Source organism: Erythrobacter sp. MTPC3, from assembly GCF_042854385.1.
GTDB lineage: Bacteria > Pseudomonadota > Alphaproteobacteria > Sphingomonadales > Sphingomonadaceae > Erythrobacter.
Window position 1 is genome coordinate 46,918 of the sequence record NZ_BTGP01000007.1, and the last position, 20,225, is coordinate 67,142.

General features: G+C 61.6%; 17 protein-coding genes. 7 read left to right on the top strand and 10 right to left on the bottom strand.

The genetic code is table 11. From position 1 onward, the window contains the following. Positions 1-46 precede the first annotated feature (46 nt). From ACGHU1_RS10660 to ACGHU1_RS10675, 4 genes are all read right to left on the bottom strand, one after another. Positions 47-4,756, bottom strand: coding sequence for an NAD-glutamate dehydrogenase (locus tag ACGHU1_RS10660; RefSeq protein ID WP_390586708.1), 4,710 nt, complete (start codon positions 4,754-4,756; stop codon positions 47-49). Positions 4,757-4,892: 136 nt separating this feature from the next. After that, entirely contained in the window at positions 4,893-5,888 is a 996-nt protein-coding gene (locus ACGHU1_RS10665; RefSeq protein ID WP_390586710.1) for an LLM class flavin-dependent oxidoreductase, read from the bottom strand. Continuing rightward, positions 5,885-6,745, bottom strand: a complete 861-nt coding sequence (locus ACGHU1_RS10670) for a tetratricopeptide repeat protein (RefSeq protein WP_390586713.1) — start codon at positions 6,743-6,745, stop codon at positions 5,885-5,887. Before ACGHU1_RS10670 ends, ACGHU1_RS10665 begins: the two co-directional genes overlap by 4 nt. Positions 6,746-6,758: 13 nt before the next feature. Next, positions 6,759-7,493, bottom strand: a complete 735-nt coding sequence (locus ACGHU1_RS10675; RefSeq protein ID WP_390586716.1) for an alpha/beta fold hydrolase — start codon at positions 7,491-7,493, stop codon at positions 6,759-6,761. Between the two features lie 128 nt (positions 7,494-7,621). Here ACGHU1_RS10675 and ACGHU1_RS10680 point away from each other — a divergent pair, with 128 nt between their 5' ends. Continuing rightward, a complete protein-coding gene (locus ACGHU1_RS10680; protein WP_390586719.1) occupies positions 7,622-7,894 on the top strand; it encodes a hypothetical protein in 273 nt (90 codons plus the stop codon). Positions 7,895-7,979: 85 nt separating this feature from the next. Here the strand turns inward: ACGHU1_RS10680 and ACGHU1_RS10685 are convergent, their stop codons facing one another. Genes ACGHU1_RS10685 through ACGHU1_RS10695 form a run of 3 tightly spaced genes read right to left on the bottom strand, consistent with a single transcriptional unit; the run spans position 7,980 to position 8,946 of the window. Continuing rightward, entirely contained in the window at positions 7,980-8,171 is a 192-nt protein-coding gene (locus ACGHU1_RS10685) for a helix-turn-helix transcriptional regulator (RefSeq protein ID WP_390586720.1), read from the bottom strand. Further along, a complete protein-coding gene (locus tag ACGHU1_RS10690) occupies positions 8,168-8,761 on the bottom strand; it encodes a hypothetical protein (RefSeq protein ID WP_390586723.1) in 594 nt (197 codons plus the stop codon). Before ACGHU1_RS10690 ends, ACGHU1_RS10685 begins: the two co-directional genes overlap by 4 nt. Beyond that, on the bottom strand, positions 8,758-8,946 hold the full coding sequence (locus ACGHU1_RS10695; RefSeq protein ID WP_390586725.1) for a hypothetical protein: 189 nt from the start codon (positions 8,944-8,946) through the stop codon (positions 8,758-8,760). Before ACGHU1_RS10695 ends, ACGHU1_RS10690 begins: the two co-directional genes overlap by 4 nt. A gap of 368 nt (positions 8,947-9,314) precedes the next feature. Here ACGHU1_RS10695 and thrS point away from each other — a divergent pair, with 368 nt between their 5' ends. Then, positions 9,315-11,330 carry a threonine--tRNA ligase gene (gene thrS, locus ACGHU1_RS10700; protein ID WP_390586727.1) on the top strand — a complete coding sequence of 672 codons (2,016 nt, stop codon included), beginning with the start codon at positions 9,315-9,317 and terminating at the stop codon, positions 11,328-11,330. A 36-nt stretch (positions 11,331-11,366) separates the two neighbouring features. Continuing rightward, positions 11,367-12,077 (top strand): TSUP family transporter, encoded by a 711-nt coding sequence (locus ACGHU1_RS10705; RefSeq protein WP_390586730.1) that lies wholly within the window; start codon positions 11,367-11,369, stop codon positions 12,075-12,077. A gap of 8 nt (positions 12,078-12,085) precedes the next feature. On the opposite strand, the gene ACGHU1_RS10710 is transcribed toward ACGHU1_RS10705, so the two are convergent. From ACGHU1_RS10710 to ACGHU1_RS10720, 3 genes are read right to left on the bottom strand one after another with little or no spacing between them, the layout of a single operon-like run. Continuing rightward, positions 12,086-12,220 carry a hypothetical protein gene (locus ACGHU1_RS10710; protein WP_390586734.1) on the bottom strand — a complete coding sequence of 45 codons (135 nt, stop codon included), beginning with the start codon at positions 12,218-12,220 and terminating at the stop codon, positions 12,086-12,088. A 50-nt stretch (positions 12,221-12,270) separates the two neighbouring features. Beyond that, positions 12,271-13,257, bottom strand: a complete 987-nt coding sequence (locus ACGHU1_RS10715) for an agmatine deiminase family protein (protein ID WP_390586736.1) — start codon at positions 13,255-13,257, stop codon at positions 12,271-12,273. Between the two features lie 31 nt (positions 13,258-13,288). After that, positions 13,289-14,992: a M28 family metallopeptidase gene (locus ACGHU1_RS10720; RefSeq protein WP_390586737.1), complete on the bottom strand. Its 1,704-nt coding sequence runs from the start codon at positions 14,990-14,992 to the stop codon at positions 13,289-13,291. Positions 14,993-15,080: 88 nt separating this feature from the next. Here ACGHU1_RS10720 and glnE point away from each other — a divergent pair, with 88 nt between their 5' ends. The 4 genes from glnE (at position 15,081) to ACGHU1_RS10740 (ending at position 19,995) form a co-directional block, all read left to right on the top strand. After that, positions 15,081-17,816, top strand: a complete 2,736-nt coding sequence (gene glnE, locus ACGHU1_RS10725; protein ID WP_390586740.1) for a bifunctional [glutamate--ammonia ligase]-adenylyl-L-tyrosine phosphorylase/[glutamate--ammonia-ligase] adenylyltransferase — start codon at positions 15,081-15,083, stop codon at positions 17,814-17,816. A 42-nt stretch (positions 17,817-17,858) separates the two neighbouring features. Beyond that, positions 17,859-18,332 (top strand): peroxiredoxin, encoded by a 474-nt coding sequence (locus tag ACGHU1_RS10730; protein ID WP_390586743.1) that lies wholly within the window; start codon positions 17,859-17,861, stop codon positions 18,330-18,332. 14 nt (positions 18,333-18,346) lie between these two features. Continuing rightward, positions 18,347-19,138 (top strand): ferritin-like domain-containing protein, encoded by a 792-nt coding sequence (locus tag ACGHU1_RS10735; protein WP_390586745.1) that lies wholly within the window; start codon positions 18,347-18,349, stop codon positions 19,136-19,138. A 158-nt stretch (positions 19,139-19,296) separates the two neighbouring features. Continuing rightward, on the top strand, positions 19,297-19,995 hold the full coding sequence (locus tag ACGHU1_RS10740) for a M23 family metallopeptidase (RefSeq protein WP_390586748.1): 699 nt from the start codon (positions 19,297-19,299) through the stop codon (positions 19,993-19,995). Positions 19,996-20,225: the final 230 nt, after the last annotated feature.

Consider the following 20,225-nt stretch of genomic DNA (forward strand, 5'->3'; position numbering starts at 1 on the left):
GGTGGGTCGCCGCAAAACGCTGCTGCGTCAAGCCGCGAGACTAACTTCAGCGTTCCAGAAGGTTGCGCGCCTGGCTTGCAATCTGCGCGAGAACGGCGGGCGCAACCGGGGGGCGGGCCTGGGCGCGGGTGACCATCCGGCGGAACTGGGCCACCGCATTCTCGTTTTCTTCTGCCCATTCAGCGATTGCGGCCTGCGGATCATCCTTACCCAGCTTGCGCCGCATCAGCCGGCGCAGGAATTCGAGCCGCATATGCTGAAAATCGCGTGCGAGACCGTCGACCAGCAACCGCTCCCACACATCGGAGGGAGACATATGCGCGGCAATACCCTGCGCCCAGTCGATGCCGATGCGTTCGCCGATATCGGTAAAGGCGAGGGTGAGTTTTTCAGGGCCGATTTCCGTTTTGCGGGCCAATTGCGCAAGACCGATAGAGCCATCATAATCAAACATGTTCGCAACATCCGCAGCGAGCCCCTCTGGCGCGCCGTGATTGGTAAAGTATTTGCGCAGCTGCTCTGACCGCTCGCGCGTTTCTGGTGACAGCAGCGTTTCGCGCGCATCGGTTAGCACTGCGACACCCGGCTGCAATGCGCCGATCATTTCGCCTGCCTCGACCTGACCGGCAGAGGTGCGCAGCACGTCCGACATCAGGTTGCCGACAGCGGCTGAAAGCCGGTCGAACAGCGTAAGCCTCACAGCCTCGCCCATTGGTGCCGTGTCGAGATTGTCCCACAATTGGCGCAGATCAAACAGGCGCTCAACCACGACGAAGGCGGCGGCGACATCGGACAGGCCAACGCCCTCTTCCTCGGCCAGCTCAAACGCGTGGACCAGTCCGAGCCGGTTGATGATCCGGTTCGAAAGATCGGTCGCGACAAGCTCGCGGCGCAGGCGGTGGCCGTCAATCTCGTCTGCATAGGTTTTGCGCATCGGCGCCGGGAACAGCACGATCAGCGAATCGCGAAGCACCGGATCATCGGGCAGTCCGCTGTCCTCGATCGCGTCCTGCAGCACCAGCTTTGCTGATGAAAGCAGCACGGCGAGTTCGGGACGGGTCAGCCCGCGCCCGTCTGCGGCGCGGCGGGTAAGGCTCTCGCCATCGGCCAGCCCCTCTGTCCGCCGGTCGAGATCACCGATATCTTCCAATTGTTCGATCAGCCGCACGAAAGAGGCTGTCGCATCCGCGCCTCCGGTTTCCGCAATCGACAAAGCCAGCGCCTGCAAGCGGTTATCCTCCAGCACGATGTCGGCAACCTCGTCCGTCATCTTTGCCAGAAGCGTGTTGCGCTTTTTCTCGGTCAGTTTGCCAGAACGCAAAGCGGCTGCCAGCGCGATCTTGATATTGACCTCGTTATCGGAGCAATCGACACCGGCGGAATTGTCGATGAAATCGGTGTTGATACGGCCACCATTCAGAGCAAAGGCGATGCGCCCGGCCTGCGTTATGCCGAGGTTCGCACCCTCGCCAATAACCTTTGCACGGACATCGCGCGCATCGACGCGCAGCGCATCATTGGCCGGATCACCGACCGCCAGATGGCTCTCAGCCTCGGCCTTGATATAGGTGCCGATCCCGCCAAACCAGATCAGGTCGAGCTCTGCTGTCAGGATAGCGGATACGAGTGCATCTGGCTCAATCTCCTTGTCCTCGATCCCCAGCATGGTGCGCGCTTTTTTGGACAGTTTGATGCGTTTGAGATCGCGCGAATACACGCCGCCACCGCGAGAGATCAGGGACGGATCGTAGTCTTCCCAACTGGAGCGCGGCAGATCGTACAGCCGCTTGCGCTCTTTCCAGCTTGCCGCCGGATCGGGATCGGGATCAATGAAGATATGGCGGTGATCGAATGCAGCGACCAGTTTGATCGCCTTGGAAAGCAGCATTCCGTTGCCGAACACATCGCCCGACATGTCGCCGCAGCCTGCAACGCGGATGCTGTCCTTTTGAACATCGACACCCATTTCAAGGAAGTGCCGCTGGACGGACACCCATGCACCGCGCGCGGTGATGCCCATTGCCTTGTGATCGTAACCGTTCGATCCGCCACTCGCGAATGCATCGTCGAGCCAGAAATCGCGGCTTTCGGCAATTGCGTTGGCCACATCGGAGAAGCGCGCCGTGCCTTTATCTGCGGCGACAACGAAGTACGGATCTTCGCCATCATGGATCGCGACACTTTCCGGATGGACGACTTTGCCATCCACGATGTTGTCGGTGACCGACAGCAGCGTGCGGATGAAAACTTCGTAACTGGCCTGCCCCTCTGCCGCCCAGCCTTCGCGGTCCAGCGCGGGCGATGGGAGCTGTTTTGGGTAAAAGCCGCCCTTTGCCCCGGTTGGCACGATAACTGCGTTCTTTACCCGCTGTGCTTTCATCAGCCCGAGGATTTCGGTGCGGAAATCGTCGCGCCGGTCCGACCATCGCAGGCCGCCGCGCGCAATCGCGCCGGATCGCAAATGGATACCTTCAACGCGGCGCGAATAGACGAAAATCTCGCGCCACGGGACCGGTTTGGGAAGGCCGGGGACAAGGCTGGAATCAATCTTGAACGCCAGCGCCTCTGCCGCCGCCGGAGCGAATGCGTTGGTGCGCAAAACCGCATCGATCACCGCGCGGTAAAGGCGCAGTAGACGGTCATCATTGATCGCGCTGACCTTTGCCAGACCGCGGGTGAACGCCGATATAGCCCCTGCGACAGCGTCTTCGCGGTTGCCGGCAAAATCGGGATCGTGGCGGGCGGCGAACAGGTCGATCATCGCGCGCGTCACGCCCGGCGCGCGGCCAAGTGCGTCGACCACGGTGTAAATCGTAAAGCCCATGCCCGTCTGGCGCAGATACCGGTAGAACGCGCGCAGCCATTCGGCATCGCGTGCTGCCAGACCTGTTCCGACCACCAGCCGGTTAAACGCATCATCTTCCGCCGCACCGTTCAGCACATCGGCAATAGCGGTTTCGATCGGGCCGGCGCGCTCCAGGATCGCGGCCGCTTCGTCTCCGGGTGTGAGTTCCAGCGTGAAATCATGGATCGTGCCAAGCTCGCCCGATTCCAGCGACGTCGCTGTTTCGCCAATCACGCGGAAACCGAAATTTTCGAGCGCGGGGACTGCGTCCGACAAAGCGAACTGACCGCCGATATGATACACTTTCAGCCGCAATTGCTCGGGCGCATCGGTGCTTAAACGGTAGAGGCGTGAGCCGCGCTGCTCAGCAGGATTATCGCCCATCGCAATGGCGCGCAGACGGACAATATCGCTTGCCGCTTCCGCCGGGCCATACAGGCTGCGGAATGCGGGCGGGAATGCACCGGCATAACGCGCGGCGATTGCGGCAGACCGGCCTGCATCGTCAATATCTGCAAGCCGCGTTTCGACCGCTTCGTTCCAGCCGCGCAGCATATCTTCGAGCTGGGCTTCGATGGCCTCCCCATCGGGCTGCGCATCCGCGCTGCGCACATCGAGCAGGTATTGCAGCATGGCGAGAGCGCCGCCCTCAACCTCCAGTGTCCAGTCGAGGACTTCGGTTCCGGGCACTTTGGTCAGCAGGCTCTGGATTTGCAGGCGCACATCGGTCGACAGCATGTCACGCGGCAGCCACACGAATGCGAAAATATGCCGGCCAAGCGGTGACTGCACCATCACAAGGCGCGGGCGCGGGCGGTCCACCAGGCTCATGGAGGCCGTCGCAAGGCGACACATGTCATCGGGCGTGAACGCGATCAGGACGTCATGCGGCAGCGCGGTAAACGCGTGAACCAGCGCCTTGCCAGCGTGGCCCGACGGGTCGAAGCCCAGTTCATCATTTAGCGATTGCAGCACCGACCGCAGCACCGGAACCTCGCCCGGAGGCGATGCCAGCGCGATGCTGGTCCACACACCGGCATGGATCGAAAGCGCGGTAACCTTGCCCCCTTTGTCGCGCAGCGGAACCACGAACAGGTCGAGCGGAACGCGGCGGTGAACGGTGGAAATGCGGTTCGACTTGATAATCAGCAGGTGACGGTCAGGGCCGCTTTCATCGAAATACTCGAACGCGCGGTCATACGATGTTTCGGCCAGCAATCCGCGCGCGCTTTTGCGGCAAATGCCCAGCACGCCGCTTTCACTGCCATCGCGTTTCCGCACCAGATGACCCAGTTGGGTGAGCATACCGGTGTTGAGCCATTCGAGCAGGGCGGCAGCTTCTGCATCGACGTTCTTCAGGGCATCCGCATCGGCCTGCACCGCCTGTTGCACCTTGGCCCAGTCGGTCACCGCTGCCCGCACATCGCCCAGCGTCAATCGCAGCTGTTTCAGCAGCTCGCCGCGCTGTTTCGCATCGACACGCGGTGTCTCGATATAAATCATCGATTCGGTCTGGGCGGCGACCGGATCGGCATCGACCAGATCGATCAGTTCGCCCTGCTCATTACGCTTCACCCCGATCACCGGGTGGACGAGCATGTTGATCGGAAGCCCTTGGGCTGCCAGCGTTGCCGCTACCGAATCGACCAGAAACGGCATGTCATTGTTGATGATTGCGATGCGCAGGCGCCGTTTTTCGCCGGTCGCCGATTCCAGCTTTAGCGCCGATCGCGCAGGTTCGCGCACGGCGGCCGCGTCAAGCAGGAAGTCGGTCGTTTCGGAAAGCTGTTTGTCGTCCAACGCCACATCGCCGGGCAAAATGGCCGCTTTAACCTTTTTCTTGAGCGCCGCGTGCAGCGCGCGTTTGCCTGAGGCTGCGGCTGCAGATTTGGGTTTGGGCTTTGCCGCCATTTTCCTGCTCCGGGTAATTTTATTATGCCGGTGTATTCTATCGTTTCCGCGATACCCGCTTTAGCGAGTCCGGTGCAAGCGCGTTCGTCTCGCGGCGCCGAGTTAATCGCGAAAAATCAGCCCGATCCTGAAGGAATCAGGCAGCGGCTTTACTGCGGACGGATTCCATCGTCATTTCCAGCGAGCGCAAACGGGCATCGGGATCGAAGGTTGATCCGCACAGCATGATTTCATCGGCACCGGTGCGCTTTATGAAAGCGGCGATGGCGGCGGCTACCTCATCAGGCGTTCCCATGGCGGAGGCCTGCCCCACATGATCCAGCATAGCGCGCTGCGGGGCGGGCAGCGTATCGGTGTATCCGGCAATCGCGGGCTTTAGCTTGCCGGGGTTTCCGGTGCGTAGCGCGACAAAGCTTTGCTGCTGGCTCGACGCGAGCGTGCAGGCCTCTTCGTGAGTGTCTGCTGCAAACACATTCATCGCCACCATGACGTAAGGGTTCGCAAGCTGTGCGGAGGGCTGGAAATCGCGCCTGTAAAGCGCGAGTGCCGCGTCCAGATGGTCAGGTGCAAAGTGCGCTGCGAAGGCATAGGGCAGGCCCATCTTCGCCGCGAGCTGTGCGCCGAACAGGCTCGACCCGAGCATCCACAGATCGACCTTCGCCCCCATGCCGGGCGTTGCGGTGATCGGCAGGTCGAAATCGCCTGTCAGCAAGGCGCGCAGTTCGGCCACGTCCTGCGGGAAATATTCCGATGCCTGCTGCAGGTTTTTGCGCAGGGCACGCTGCAGTTCGGGTCCTGCCCCCGGTGCCCGGCCCAGCCCGAGATCGACGCGGCCCGGGAACAGCGCATCCAGCGTGCCGAATTGCTCTGCAATCTGGAACGGCGTGTGATTGGGCAGCATGATCCCGCCCGACCCGATGCGGATACGGCTGGTCGCGTTGCCGATATGGGCGAGCACGACCGAGGTCGCGCCGCCCGCAATGCCGTCCATCGCGTGATGCTCTGCCACCCAGAACCGCTTGCAACCAAGCGATTCGGCTTTCTGGGCAAGCGTTGTTGCAGCCTCGAACGCCTCGCCAATACTGCCGCCTTCGCGCACCGGCACCAGATCGAGAACGGAAAATGCGGTCACGATCCGCTCCCCGCCGGCTTGGCTGGTGCAGGCGCGGGTCCCAACTGATCGAGATAGCTTTGCGCGGTGATTGCAGCGGGGCTTTCAGGCTGCGTCTCGATCACCGAACCCCAGCTTTGCCGCGCGGCTTCTTCGCGGCCTGAGAGCACCGCAATTACGCCTGCCTCCAGGCCGATGTCGCCCGCCATCGGCGCAAGCTTTGCCGCCTGCTCAATGGCCTGTTGCGCATCATCAAGCCGGTCCAGCCGCCGATAAAGCGTCGCTGTAAGCAGCCATGCTTCGGCCTTTTCCGGCTCAAGCAGGGTCGCCCGTGACAGCGGCACGAATGCCTCGCCCGGCCGGTCGAGCGCCACCAGCGCGCGGGCTACATCCATCGCGGCGATCGCTTCGAGTGTGGCGGCAGCGGCGGCATTCGCGTCGCGCTGCGCAGTCTGGAGCAGCAAAAGCGCGCCTTCGCCATCGCCTGAACCAAGCGCGGCGTTGCCTGCCATCAGGCTAAAGCGCGCCCGCGCCCGCAGCTCCTCTGGCGGTGTTTCGTCGCGTGCTGCGATAAAGGCCTGCCGCGCATCCTGCCATAGGCCCAGTTCCGTTGCGGCGAGGCCGAGGCAATGGTTGGTCATCACCCTGTCCGGCCCCGATACCTCAGGCAGCCTGATCTGCGCCTGCGAATGCGCGCGGGCGGGGTCTTCGGCAAGCTGGGCAAGGCAGCCGGCGAGCCATTGGCTGACCGGGTCGGCGGACTCCTCCACTGCATTTTCACGCGGGGGCCGGTTCGCCAATTCGTCCGGCAGGCCGAGCGAATTGTCGAGCGCCGGGTTCGGGCCGACTTGTAAGAGCAGGGCTAAAAACAGGGACATGGGGGAATTTCCATCAGTAAAAGCTGGCAATCGCGTCTTTAAGCATGGCGATATCCTGATCGCGCGAAAGACGATGATCGCCGTCTTTAATCAGCGTTACCTTTACCGCATCCGAACGCAGCGCCTCGGCCAGTTCAAGGCTGGTTTCCCACGGCACGTCGGCATCGCGCTGGCCATGCAGCAGGTGGACTGGGCAGGTGATTGAAACCTCGCTCTCCAGCCGCATCAACGTTTCGGCATCGGCGTAAAATCCGGCATAGGTCGGCGTGGGTTCGGGGCCGTAGGGATTGTCTTCGAATACGGTCTGCCCCGCGGCAAGCTGCGCGCGCTGGGCATCGGAATATCCCCAGCGCGTAAAATCGGGCGCGGCGGCGATTCCGACGACACCGGCCAAACGTGCGCCCAGTTGTTCTGCGACCAAAAGCATCAGCCACCCGCCCATCGACGATCCGACCAGCAAGACCGGCCCGTCCAGCTTTGCCTTGATCAGCGCGAGCACCTCATCGCGCCATTTCGACAGCGTGCCGTCTGCAAATTCGCCGCTGCTTTGCCCGCAGCCCGAATAATCGAGCAGCAGGCAGGCGCGCCCGTGTTCCTGCGCTTCTTGAAACAGCGCGGTCGCTTTGCCGCCTGCCATGTCAGACATATAGCCGGGCAGGAAAACAATCGCCGGGCCTGCGCCGTGCGTATGGCGATAGGCGATGCGCGCCGCGCCGCCGTCCAATTCGAGAAACTGTGTGCCAGACATGACCGTTACCATGCCCCGCCTGCCAGCAAAAGGAAACCGGATGATCCGTGCATGATTGCCGCCAGTGCCCCTCTATCTCGGAACCGGAAAGGGAGTTTGCCGTTGGTTAGGCAAACAAGGAGATTGAAATGCTTGGTAAAATTATCGGAGCCGCAGTTGGCGGCAAACTCGCAAAACAGACATCCGGCATTGGCGGCACAACCGGCGCCATGATCGGTGCGGCTGCACCCTTCGTACTCAGCCGGATCAGCATTCCGGCCATGATCGCGCTGGGAGTTGGCGGTTACGCCGCAAAGAAGTTTTTCGGCAAGGACAAGTCCTCCTCTGACGAGAAGACCATGCCGAAACCGGCAACGAACAAAGCGCCGGTGGCGAACATTCCGCAGCCAAACGCCGCATAAACGCCGCGACCAATTATGCAAAAGAGCCGCCGCCCCGGTGGGCTGGCGGCTCTTTTCGTTTTGGCCCTTCCGAAAGTCAGATATTTCAGTCGCGGCTGAAAATCTCCTCAATCGTCAGGCCGAAAACCTCGGCAATTGAAAACGCCAGCGGCAGTGACGGGTCATAGCGCCCTTTCTCGATGGCGTTCACGCTCTGCCGGCTGACTTCAAGCCGGTCGGCCAGATCCTGCTGGCTCCAGTCGCGTTCTGCCCGCAGCACTTTGAGGCGGTTGTTCAACGGTCCGACCTCCAGCTTTGCCAGTATTGGAACAGCCCCATGCCGATCGCCCAGATAGGCAAGATCCACCACGCCCAGACATGCGGGACAAGGCCAAACATTTCTAGAAAACCGTAAAACGTGCCCAAGGCCAGCACCAGACCCAACCCGGCCAAAGAGGCCATGATCGACCGGTGGCGAAGATATTCATCCTGCTCATCGGTAAGATACCGGCCCATGACCCAGATCATCGCGAATGTCGGGATGGCTGGCAGCAGCGAAATCAGGAAGACCAACCCGTCAGTCAATTCGGTCCGCTCCCAGATTGCGACCGCGATTCCCATGCCCAGGACATAGGCGAGAGATGCAAGCGCAATACCGCGATTATACCGTTTGATTGCTGGACTGCTGGCCCCGCAATTGTCAGCGGATCGCTGCATTGACCGATAGAACTGCACACTCAGCACGAGCGGGATGATGAGCAACAGGTAGATTGCGGGAGGCTCTATTGCGCCGCTGAATTTCAGGCCGGCGATAATGCCCAGCGATGCAAACATGCCGCCCGCCCATGCACCGGGGCGAATGGTCGATGCGGGCGCGGACGAGGTCATTGCAGCGCCCGCACGCAGCATGAACCGCCTGACTGCAAAGACGCCCATGCCGCTCCGCTAAGACCTGTGATGATCCCGACAGAGGCGCCGCTGCTCAATTCTGCCGCAGAGCCGATAAGCGCAGCTGCAATGATGATCGCGGCCCATATCAATGCCTGCATCCGTGTTCGTGTAGTCCGTTCCATAAGGAAAGCTCCCTTTCTACTATGGAAAGCACACTTGTCATTGATTCGGCGCTATGTCAAGCATCCTTTCCAAATTGGAGCGGCTCCTTTCCGTCTCGCTGGCGAAAGGGTGACATCGGCGCGAGGCATCGCTATCTGCGCGGTATGGCCAAATTGCTGACCACGACCACCACCACCACGACCCCGGATGTCCGGGGGCGGTTGCTGCTGGGTTAAGCCAAGCCAGCCGCCGCCTGATTTCGGGCGGCGCGGCCGCCTCCTGAAATCGGTAATTCTCGCAAACGCCGCTTCAAGCGCGCGCTTTGCTGTGCCAAAGGGCCAATGGTCCCTGCGGCTCAAAGCGTAATAAAACCGGATTTGGATACACGATGACCGAACTGCTCAAGATCAGCCTGCCCGATGGATCGGTGCGCGAAATGGAGCCGGGCAGCAGCCCTGCCGATGTCGCCGCCGCGATTGGTCCGGGCCTTGCGAAGGCCGCTTTGGCTGCACGTGTAAACGGCGAGGTGCGCGATCTGGGCCGGCCATTTGACGGCGATAGCGAACTGGCGCTGATCACCTCGCGCGACGAAGAGGACGCGCTGGAGCTGGCGCGGCACGATTACGCGCACATTCTGGCCGAGGCGGTGCAGGCGCTTTATCCCGGCACGCAAATTACGTTTGGCCCGGCGACCGAAGACGGGTTCTATTACGACGTCATGGCCCCGGCGAACCGCGAACCGTTCAGCAGCGAAGATCTGCCCGCGATCGAAGAGAAGATGCGCGAGATCATCAAGGCGGACAAACCGCTGCGGCGCGAGGCGTGGACGCGTGAACAGCTGATTGAAAAATGGGAATCGGAAGGCGAGGCATTCAAGGCTGAATGGGCCAAAGAGCTTCCCGAGAACGAAGAGCTGACGGTGTACTGGTCAGGCGATGACTGGCTCGATATGTGCCGCGGCCCGCACCTTCCCTCCACCGGCAAACTCGATCCGCAAGCGTTCAAGCTGATGCGGGTGGCCGGCGCGTATTGGCGCGGCGACCAGAAAAATGCACAGCTTACGCGCATTTACGGCACAGGCTGGCTCAACAAGAAACAGCTGAACGCCCACCTTAACCGGCTGGAAGAAGCCGCAAAGCGCGATCACCGCAAGCTGGGCCGGGAAATGGATCTGTTCCACCTCCAGGAAGAGGCGCACGGTTCTGTATTCTGGCATCCGAAAGGCTACCGCATCTGGCGCGAGCTGGAGGCGTATATGCGCCGCAAGATGGACGGCGGCGGATACCGCGAGATCAAGACGCCGCAGCTGATGGATGTGCGCCAGTGGGAGCAATCAGGCCACTGGGGCAAATACGCCGAAAACATGTTTGCCGTGCCCGACATGGTGCCGCAGGTCGACGAAGACGGCGATGGAGCGGCCAAACCATCGGTCGAGGACGATGCCAACTGGATGGCGATAAAGCCGATGAACTGCCCCGCGCATGTCATTGTGTTCAAACAGGGCATCACGTCTTACCGCGACCTGCCGATCCGCCTTGGCGAGATGGGCTGCTGCCACCGCAACGAACCGCACGGCGCGCTGCACGGTCTGATGCGGGTGCGCCAGTTCACGCAGGACGACGCCCACATCTTCTGCACCGAAGATCAGGTCGTCGAGGAAGTGCGCAAGTTCTGCAAGCTCGCCGACGAGGTCTACCGTGACTTTGGTTTCACCTATCATGTGAAGCTCGCCACTCGGCCTGAGAAGCGGTTCGGATCAGACGCGGATTGGGACAAGGCGGAACAGGAATTGCGCGACGCCGTAGCCGAAGCGGGCATGGACAACGATGATTACGGCTGGGAGGAATTGCCGGGCGAAGGTGCGTTTTACGCGCCCAAGCTGGAATGGCACCTGACAGACGCAATCGGGCGGACGTGGCAGGTCGGGACAATCCAATCCGACCGCGTGCTGCCCGATCGTCTCGACGCGACGTTTGTTGGAGAGGATGGCGGCAAGCATCGCCCCGTCATGCTGCACCGCGCGATCTTCGGTTCGTATGAACGGTTCATCGGTATCCTGATCGAACATTATGCAGGCCGCCTTCCGGTCTGGCTGTCGCCGGTTCAAGCGGTCATCGCGCCGATTGTGTCCGATATCAATGACTATGCCGGAGAGGTCGAGGCCAAGCTGGCCGCAGCCGGACTGCGCGTGAAAAGCGATCTTCGCAATGAGAAGATCAATTACAAGGTCCGCGAACACTCGCTTGCCAAGGTGCCGCATATTCTGGTCGTCGGGAAGCGCGAAGCCGAAGAGGGCAAGGTGACGATGAGGACACTGGGCGAAAAGGATCAACGGGTCATGTCACTCGAAGAGGCGGCCAGCTTCCTTTCAAAAGCGGCCACACCGCCAGACCTCGCCGAATAGGGCTTTCAGGCGATTTTCGGGTTCGGGATCGAGGCATTGATCGCGGCTGCGCTGGCAGCGGTCGCGGCGGGATTTGTGCGGGGGCTGGCAGGTTTCGGTCTATCGGTCGTGCTGGTCCCGGTCCTGCAATTGGCTATCGAGCCAGCCGCCGCTGTTCTGATTGGCCTGATCTCCCTGTTCCTTGCCGGGCTGGCCGACATTGGGCGCATACGGCGCGATGCGGACAGGTCGGCGGCGGCAATTATCGCAATCGCGCTGATCTTCATGCCGCTGGGCCTGTGGGCGCTCGCTGCCTTGCCGCCTGACTGGGCGCGGGTTCTGATCGCACTCGTTTCGCTAGGAGCGTTCGTGCTGGTTGTCGTCCCGCTCGGCAAAATGGCACTACCGCGCAAGCCGGTGCTCGCCATATCGGGCGCGGCCACGGGGTTCTTCGGAGGATTTGCCGGGATGCCCGGGCCGGGAATGGCACCGTTCTACCTTCGGGGCAGTCTGCCCCCGGCTGGAGCGCGCGCATCCATGATGGCGGTTTTTGTGGTGACCACACCGATTTCGGCGCTGTTCTTCATTGCGCTCGGCATGGGGTCATGGCGCGAAGCGGCGCTGGCGGCGGCGCTTTTTCCGTTTGTTCTGATCGGCGACTGGGCCGGGCACCGGGCTTTCGGGCGCGTGTCGTCGCGGCAATGGCAAGTGGCCACTGCAGCGGTGCTGGGCGCTGCTGCGCTGGGCGCGTTGGCGAAACTCGCCTGACGCTTACATCAAAGCGGGACTGGCTGGCCTGCAAAGATCAAGGCCGCAGCCAAAGCGATGACAGCAACGCTCTGCGCAATCTCGGCGCGGCGCGCATTGGCTGCGTCCAGGGCGGTTTTCGAAAGAGCGATAGCTTTGGTCATACCGCCATTTTCGCCGCCAAATCCTAACGGAAGGTTAAGGCTGTCTGCAGTCAGACCTGCGCAGCAGGCATTTGCTGGCTGGCACAGTGGAAACCGCCGCCGCCTGCCAGCACCGCATCGGCGGGCAGTCCGATGCAATCTCGGTCCGGGAACAGCCTGCCAATCGCCGACACTCCGTCTGCATCGCGGGGTGACCCGAATGTGGGCACCACGACCAGATGCGAGGTCACAGCGAAATTGACGTAGCTGGCAGGTTCGATGGCTTCATCCCGCTCGATCAATCCCGGCGACGGAATCCGCACCACTTCCACACCGAAATCGGCAGCGCGGCGGGCCGCATCCTCGTAAATCGCGGCATTCGGATCATCTGGACCAGCAGCCTCGGGCACTGCGATCCGGCCCGGTGCAACAAAGCGCGCAAGGTTATCGACATGCCCATCGGTGTGGTCATTGATCAGCCCGTCGCCCAGCCAAAGCATCCGGTTAAATCCAAGCGTTTGGGCAAGCTCGCTTTCGATATCGTCGCGGTCCATGTGCGGATTGCGATTGGGGTTGAGCAGGCATTGTTCGGTCGTGGCCACCAGACCGGTTCCGTCGCCCTCAATCGCCCCGCCTTCAAGGACCATTGGCGACGTGCCCAGTGGCAGGTCCGCGTCGCGCGCCAGCTCTGCCCCGATGCTTTCATCGCCCGGCATCTCGTATTTGCCGCCCCAGCCGTTGAACGCAAACCGGCGCGCCGCGCGCGTTGCGCCATGATGCACGATCAGCGGGCCGGTATCGCGCAGCCAGATGTCGCCAAAAATGCGCGGCTCAATCCTGACCTTGGCGCTGACGAGTTCGGCTGCGCGGGCGGCATTGGCACCCTCCCTCACCAACAACCGGACGTCCTGCCCGCTCTCTGCGACAGCATTGGCGAACGCGGCGATCTGTTCTTGCGCACGCCCCAGATAACCCGGCCATTCATCGGCCAGATGCGGGAAGCCGATCCACAGCCAATCCTGCGGAGCCCATTCGGGCGGCATCAGGATTTGCGCCATGGACCGGCTCCCTTTTGTCGTCACTGCGCGATCAACAGCCGGTTTCGGCGCCCGCGCAGCTTTCATCACGGATGGCGCGGAATTCATCGCCATCGTTCCAGTTCGGCCAGCTTGAGCTCATCGCCATGCTGCGTCCGATGCGGTAATATAGCTGCAGGTCGGCCATCACGCCTGACCAGTCCCAGTCCTCGTTAAATTCGTCTTTCGGACCGTGATAGCGGTTTTCGGTATATTCCGCCGCTACCGCAGCGCCTGCCTTGGTGCCGCCATCGATGAGGTCTTCGCCGCCATCAATATACAGCATCGGCACACCCTGTTTGGCGAAGGCAAAGTGATCGGAACGGTAGTAATAGCCTGCCTCCGGCTTGGGATTGGGGGTCGCGACGCGGCCATCCGCCTCAAGCGCGGCATTCATGAACGCATCAAGCTGCGATTTGCCCGGACCAACGACTGTCACGTCCTTGGCCGGGCCGGCAACCTGAAACGCATCCATGTTGATCCCGCCAACGGTCTGGTCGAGCGGAAACACCGGGTTCGAGGCATAATAATACGCGCCGAGCAGACCGGATTCCTCCGCCGTCACCGCCAGAAACACGAGACTGCGGCTTGCCGCCCCCGCCTTAGCGTGCGCCTCCGCGAGAGCGACCAAAGCCGCAGTGCCGGTCGCGTTGTCGACCGCGCCGTTGCAGATGTCATCGCCATCGGGCGCCGCTTTGCACCGGCCAAGGTGATCCCAGTGCGCGGTGTGCAGAACGTACTCTTCAGGCGCTTCGCTGCCCGGCAGAATACCGATTACATTTTGCGAGGTGAAAGTGCGGATATCGTTCTGGAAACTGGTCGAGGCAGTGATGCCCAGCTCGACCGCTTCGAAATCCTGCGTTTTCGCCTGAGCAGAAAGCTCGGCCAGATCGAACCCGCGCGAAGACAGGATTTCGGCTGCAACCTCTTTCTGGATCCAGCCATTGATCGACGTCATCGGCGGCGCATTATCGCCCCGCGCGGCATAGGCCTGCGGACCCGACCATGAGCTTTCGACGACATTCCAGCCATAGCTGGCTGGCGCCGTGTCATGTACGATCAACGCAGCGGCAGCGCCCTGACGCGCGGCTTCCTCATATTTGTAGGTCCAGCGGCCATAAAACGTCATTGCTTTACCGTTGAACGGCCCTTCGAGGCCCGGCGTCTCATAATCGGGATCGTTGACGAGGATGACGACGGTTTTGCCCTCGACATCGATGCCTTCGTAATCGTTCCAGTCACGCTCCGGCGCGTTGATACCGTATCCGACGAACACCAGCTCGCTATTGGCCAGCTGGGTTTGCGCGTCTTCGCGGTAAGTCACGCCGACCCATTCGCTGCCGAAATCATACACCAGATCGGTTTCGCCATTGGTGATGGTGAGCGGCGCGAAATTGCTGCCAGTGATTTCCACCAGAGGCACTTCCTGCACCCAGCTGCCGGAATTGCCCGGCTGGAGGCCCGCCGCCTCAAACCGCTCGGTCAGCAGTGCAACGGTTTTTTCCTCGCCGATAGTGCCAGGCATACGCCCTTCGAATTCGTCGCTGGAAAGTTCGCGCGTGACGTCGATCATTGTCGCTTCGGACAGGTCGCCTGCCTCTACCTCTGGGATGTCTAGCTCCGGCGCAGTCTCTCCCCCGGCCATCATGCCGTCACAGGCCGCCAGGGCCAGCGCGCCTGCAATCAGGCCGCTAAAGCCAATCGCGCGTTTCATCATCTTGAAAATGTCCTCTCGTCCGTGGCTTGCGCCAAAATACTGCGGGCATCTCTTGCAGAGCGCGCAGCCCGCTGCAAGAGATGCCCGCATGAGCGGCAGCAGACAGGGTGATCGGGGCGGTGATTGGCAGGGCGCAATTGCCCGGGCTGAGGCGCATTCCCCGTTTCTGGCTAGGGCACTGTCGCGGCAGCCTGATCTGCGCGCGCTTCTGGTGGAGGGGGCGTTGGATGCGGCTTTGGCAAAAGCGCGCGAAATCGGTCAAGCTGGCGACGTGGGCAAGGGGCTGCGCCGCGAACGATCCGCTATGGCCGCGGCGATTGCAATTGGCGATCTCGCCGGTGCGCTTTCGCTGGCAGAGGTTGTCGGCGCGCTGACCGATTTTGCGGACCGCGCGCTCGACCGGGCCATCCGCGCTGCTATCGAAGAGCGGACGGGGCGCGATGATCCATCCGGGTTCATTGCGCTGGCGCTGGGCAAACAGGGGGCGGGCGAGCTTAACTATTCATCCGATATCGACCCGATCCTGCTCTACGATCCTGAAACACTGCGCTGCCGTGACAGCGACGACCCCGGCGAAGCGGCGCAGCGATATGCACGGCGCGTTGTAAAATTGCTGAGCGAAAACACGGGCGAGGGTTACGTTCTGCGGGTCGATTTGCGCCTGCGCCCCGCCAGCGAAATCAGCCCCATGGCGGTGCCTTATGGATCGGCGCTGGCGCATTATCAGGGCGCGGCCCTTGCTTGGGAGCGCGCTGCATTTGTCCGCGCTCGCGCTGCGGCAGGAGATGTAATTGCAGGGCAGGCTTTTCTGGAAGCGATCAAGCCGTTCGTATGGCGCAGCGCAATCGATTTCGGTGCGGTCGAGGAAATACGCGCGCTCACCCTTCGCATCCGTGAAAGCTATGACGGGCCGATCACGCCCGGGCCCGGATTTGATGTAAAACGCGGGCAGGGCGGTATCCGCGAAATCGAATTTTTTGCGCAAACGCATCAGCTGATCCACGGCGGGCGCGATCCCAGCCTGCGTGTGCGCGGGACAAGGGAGGCGCTGGATGCGCTTGCAAAAGCCGGACGGATCGACGGCGATCACGCGCGCATTCTGGGCGAGGCCTATGACCGGTTGAGACAGGTCGAACACCGGCTGCAAATGGTGAACGACCGTCAGACCCACACTTTGCCCGGCGGCGATGCGCTGGATAATGTTGCCCGGCTGGACGGACTGGATGATGGCAGCACACTTGTCGAAGAGCTGACCGCGCTAACGCAGCGAACCGGCCTGATTTACGAAAGCCTGATCGGCGCGCAGACACAGGCTGAGGTTCCCGCGCCAGCTCCGGCCGCCGTGACCGAGCGGATAGCCGCGCGAAGCTCCGTCGATGCAGATGCGCTTACCGCAAGGATCGAAAGCTGGCGCGATGGCCGCTATCAATCCCTGCGCTCTCCCGCCGCGATCGGGGCGTTCGACCGGGTGCTGCCGCGCCTGCTTGATGCGATTGCCGAAAGCGACGACCCAAGGCGCGCCATTGTGCGCTGGGAGGGCGTGCTGGACGAGGCTTCATCGGCGATCGGGCTGTTCCATCTGCTTGATGCGAGACCGGAATTGCTCGACCGACTGGTCGCCACGCTCACGCTTACCCCTCGGCTTTCGGATGAACTGGCGCGCAGACCCGAGCTGCTCGACACGCTGATCGATCAGGATGGGCGCGAGCTGCCCGGATCTGGCGAGACTATCGCAAAACGGATGGAGGCCTGCGCCCACCGCCCCGATTACGAAGCGATGCTGGACGCGATCAGGGTGGTGACCGGAGAAATCCGTTTTGCGCTGGGCGTGCAGTTAATCGAGGGGCTGGCCGATCCGCTGGACATTGCCCGCGCCCTGTCACGCACAGCGGAGGCCGGGTTGAAACTGGCGGTCCGTACGGCTGAGGCAGATTTTGCCCGCGCGCATGGGCGGATCGAGGGCAGCGAGCTGATGGTGCTGGGGCTGGGCAGGCTGGGCGGTGGCGCTTTGACCCATGCCTCCGATCTCGACATTGTGTATGTCTTTACCGGCGATTTTTCGAACCAGTCGGATGGCGAACGCCCGTTGGGGGCCACGCATTATTTCAATCGGCTGGCCAGCAGGGTGACTGCGGCGCTGTCGGTCCCGACGGCGCAGGGCGCTTTATACGAGGTTGATACCCGCTTGCGGCCGCAAGGCGCGCAGGGGCCGCTGGCGGTCAGCTGCGAGGCCTTTGGCAAATACCAGAACGAGGCGGCGTGGACGTGGGAGCATATGGCGCTGGCAAGGGCGCGCGTGCTCGCAGGGTCTGGGGAAGCAACCGCGCAGCTGTGCGGGATCGTCAACGATGTGGTGCGCAAACCGCGCGATGAGAGCGAACTGCGTAGCGCGTTGACGTCAATGCGGCATGACATGGCGCAGCACAAAAAGCCGGGCGGACCGCTGGATGTAAAGCTGCTGCGCGGCGGGCTGGTCGATCTGGAGTTTGCAATCCACTTCCTGCAATTGCGGGGCGGTAATGCGCTGGCCGATGCGCATCCCGACGCGTTTGATCCCGATCTCGGCATTGCCACGGGCGGCCTCATATCAGCGGGCCTGCTGCCCGAAACGGCATCGGATGCCCATGCCTTGATGACGCGGATGCTGGTGGCGGGACGGTTGCTCGCCCCCGGCGGAGCCAAACCGCCCAAATCCGCCGCCCGCGCTATGGCAAAGGCTTGCCATGCGAGCAGCTACGAAGAGCTGGAACGGGGCCTGGGCGAGGCGCGGAAAGTCGTTGCCGGTATCTGGAGCGAGGTTTTCGGCGAAGAAATTTATAGCTAAGGCCGCGCTTTCTGGACGGCCAGATGAATGATGGAGCAGCAAATGACAGATTTCCCCGCAGCCGGTGATGCGATGCCGGACATTGAAATGGGCACGCCTGATGGCGGCACCGTCAAACGATCCGATTTCAAAGGGCAGAAGTTGGTCGTTTTCTTCTACCCTAAAGACAACACGCCCGGCTGCACGACAGAGGCGAAAGATTTTACCGCGCTCAAGCCGCAATTCGATGCCGCTGGTACGGCGTTACTGGGCGTGAGCAAGGACAGCGCGAAAAAGCATCAGAATTTCATCGCCAAACATGACCTTAAGACCCCGCTCGCCACTGATGCAGAGGAAAGCGGTCTGTCCGATGCATTGGGTATCTGGACCGAGAAACAGATGTACGGAAAGACCTACATGGGCATGGTTCGCTCGACCTATCTGGTGGATGCCAATGGCAAGATCGCGCAGGTCTGGAACAAGGTGAAGGTCAAAGGTCACGCCGAAGAAGTGCTGGCCGCGGCGCAAGCGCTTTAATAGGCGCGGCGGTCATGCAAAGCGTTGCCGAAACGATCCGCGCAGCCTTGATGACGGCAGACCCGCGCGCAAAATGCTTTGCCGCGCGCGATGTCACGCGGCGCTGGCGCAAGGGGCAGCTTGCATGGCGGTTTGATGCTGCAATGCCCGATCAACCCGCCTGGCCTACTGCGCCAGAACTCCTGCCGCCCACTCAGATGCCCAGACGCGGAAAGTTTGGGTCGGATAGGGGGCGCATCGCCCTGTGGCACAGCCTCGCGCATATCGAATTCGTCGCCATTGACCTTGCGCTGGATATGGCTGGCCGGTTTGGCGAAGAAATGGGCGAGGAATTTGTGTCGGACTTTTTGTATGTCGCAGCGGATGAGGCGATGCATTTCGCCTTGCTCGCGCGCAAACTTGAAAGACTTGGCAGTTTTTACGGCGCGCTGCCGGCCCATGCTGGTCTGTGGGAGGCTGCGTATTCAACCCGTCACGACGTTGCGGCGCGGCTGGCCGTAGTGCCGATGGTCCTTGAAGCGCGCGGGCTGGACGTTACCCCGGCGACGTTGGAGCGGGTGTCTGCGGCGGGCGACGAACACGGTGCAAAAATCCTGAGTCGCATCCTTGACGATGAAATTCGTCACGTCGCGTTTGGCACCAAACATTTCCTGAAATGCGCGGAAAACGCAGAAAAACCAGCAGAATCGATGTGGCAAGAGCTCGTTCGGACCCACTTTAGAGGAGCCCTAAAGCCGCCATTCAACGACTCAGCGCGTCTTGCAGCCGGTCTGTCCCGAGAATTTTATGAAAAAGTTGCGCTTTAACTTTTTGCCCCGATAACAATCGCCAACGCAGCGGGCAGAAATGGGCCCAGTCATGGTGTTGTTACGTGTGAACGCAGGGATGGTTCCACGTTTTGTACGAAAAAATCGTGCCGGCACATAAAGTTAGCGGGGTTTACCCGCAAAAGGACGGGTCAATAATGTTCTCTCTGTTCAAGAGCAATTTTCGGCATGCAGCAGGTGTGCTTGGCGCAGGCATCATGCTCGCCGCCGCAGCACCGGCTGCCGCCAACACTTCCACCAACGCAGCGGCCGATGTGGCCGAGCCAATCCGCGAAGCACAATCCGATAGCCTGACTTCGGGCGATCCGCGTTTCCGTCAACTTTTCGCCAGCTGGAGCGCGCTCGACAGCGCCGGCCCTGGCTCGCCGATGGAGCAGCCTACCGTCGCTGTCCCGTCGCGTATGCCGCTCGCCGGCGCCCGCATGACCAGCGATTATGGCATGCGCAACCATCCCGTTCTTCGCAAGCGCGCCCGCCACAACGGCGTCGATCTGGCCGCGCCGACCGGCACACCGATTTATGCGACGGCTGACGGTGTCATTGGCCGTGCAGACTGGTTTTCCAGCTATGGCCTTTACATCAGCATTGACCACGGCGCGGATCTCGAAACCCGTTATGCCCACATGTCCCGCCTCGCCGTTGCGGCGGGCGAGTATGTACAAAAGGGCGACGTGATCGGTTACGTAGGATCGACTGGTCGTTCGACTGGCCCGCACCTGCATTATGAAGTGCGCGTCGATGGGGTTGCAGTGAATCCGATTCCTTATATGGTGGAAACCGAAATGCAGTTGGCCGCGTCTACCGACAGCGGGCTGACAGGCGCCGGCGGTAAATAATCGCCGGATTGAGCTAGCCCGCCGATGAGCGGGTCGGACATTGGAGAGGGTGTCCGAGTATAGGCGGCGGGTTTTCCCGCCGCCTTTTTTATCGCCCTGGTGCTCCTGGTTTTGCATCTGTCACGCGCAGTTTGGTGGCTGTCCGATTTCGCTTGAGTGCGCGGCCCCTCCCGTTACGTTCTCTGCCAGAGGAATCGTGACCGTCCACTGACGGCGGCACGCGGGAGAGA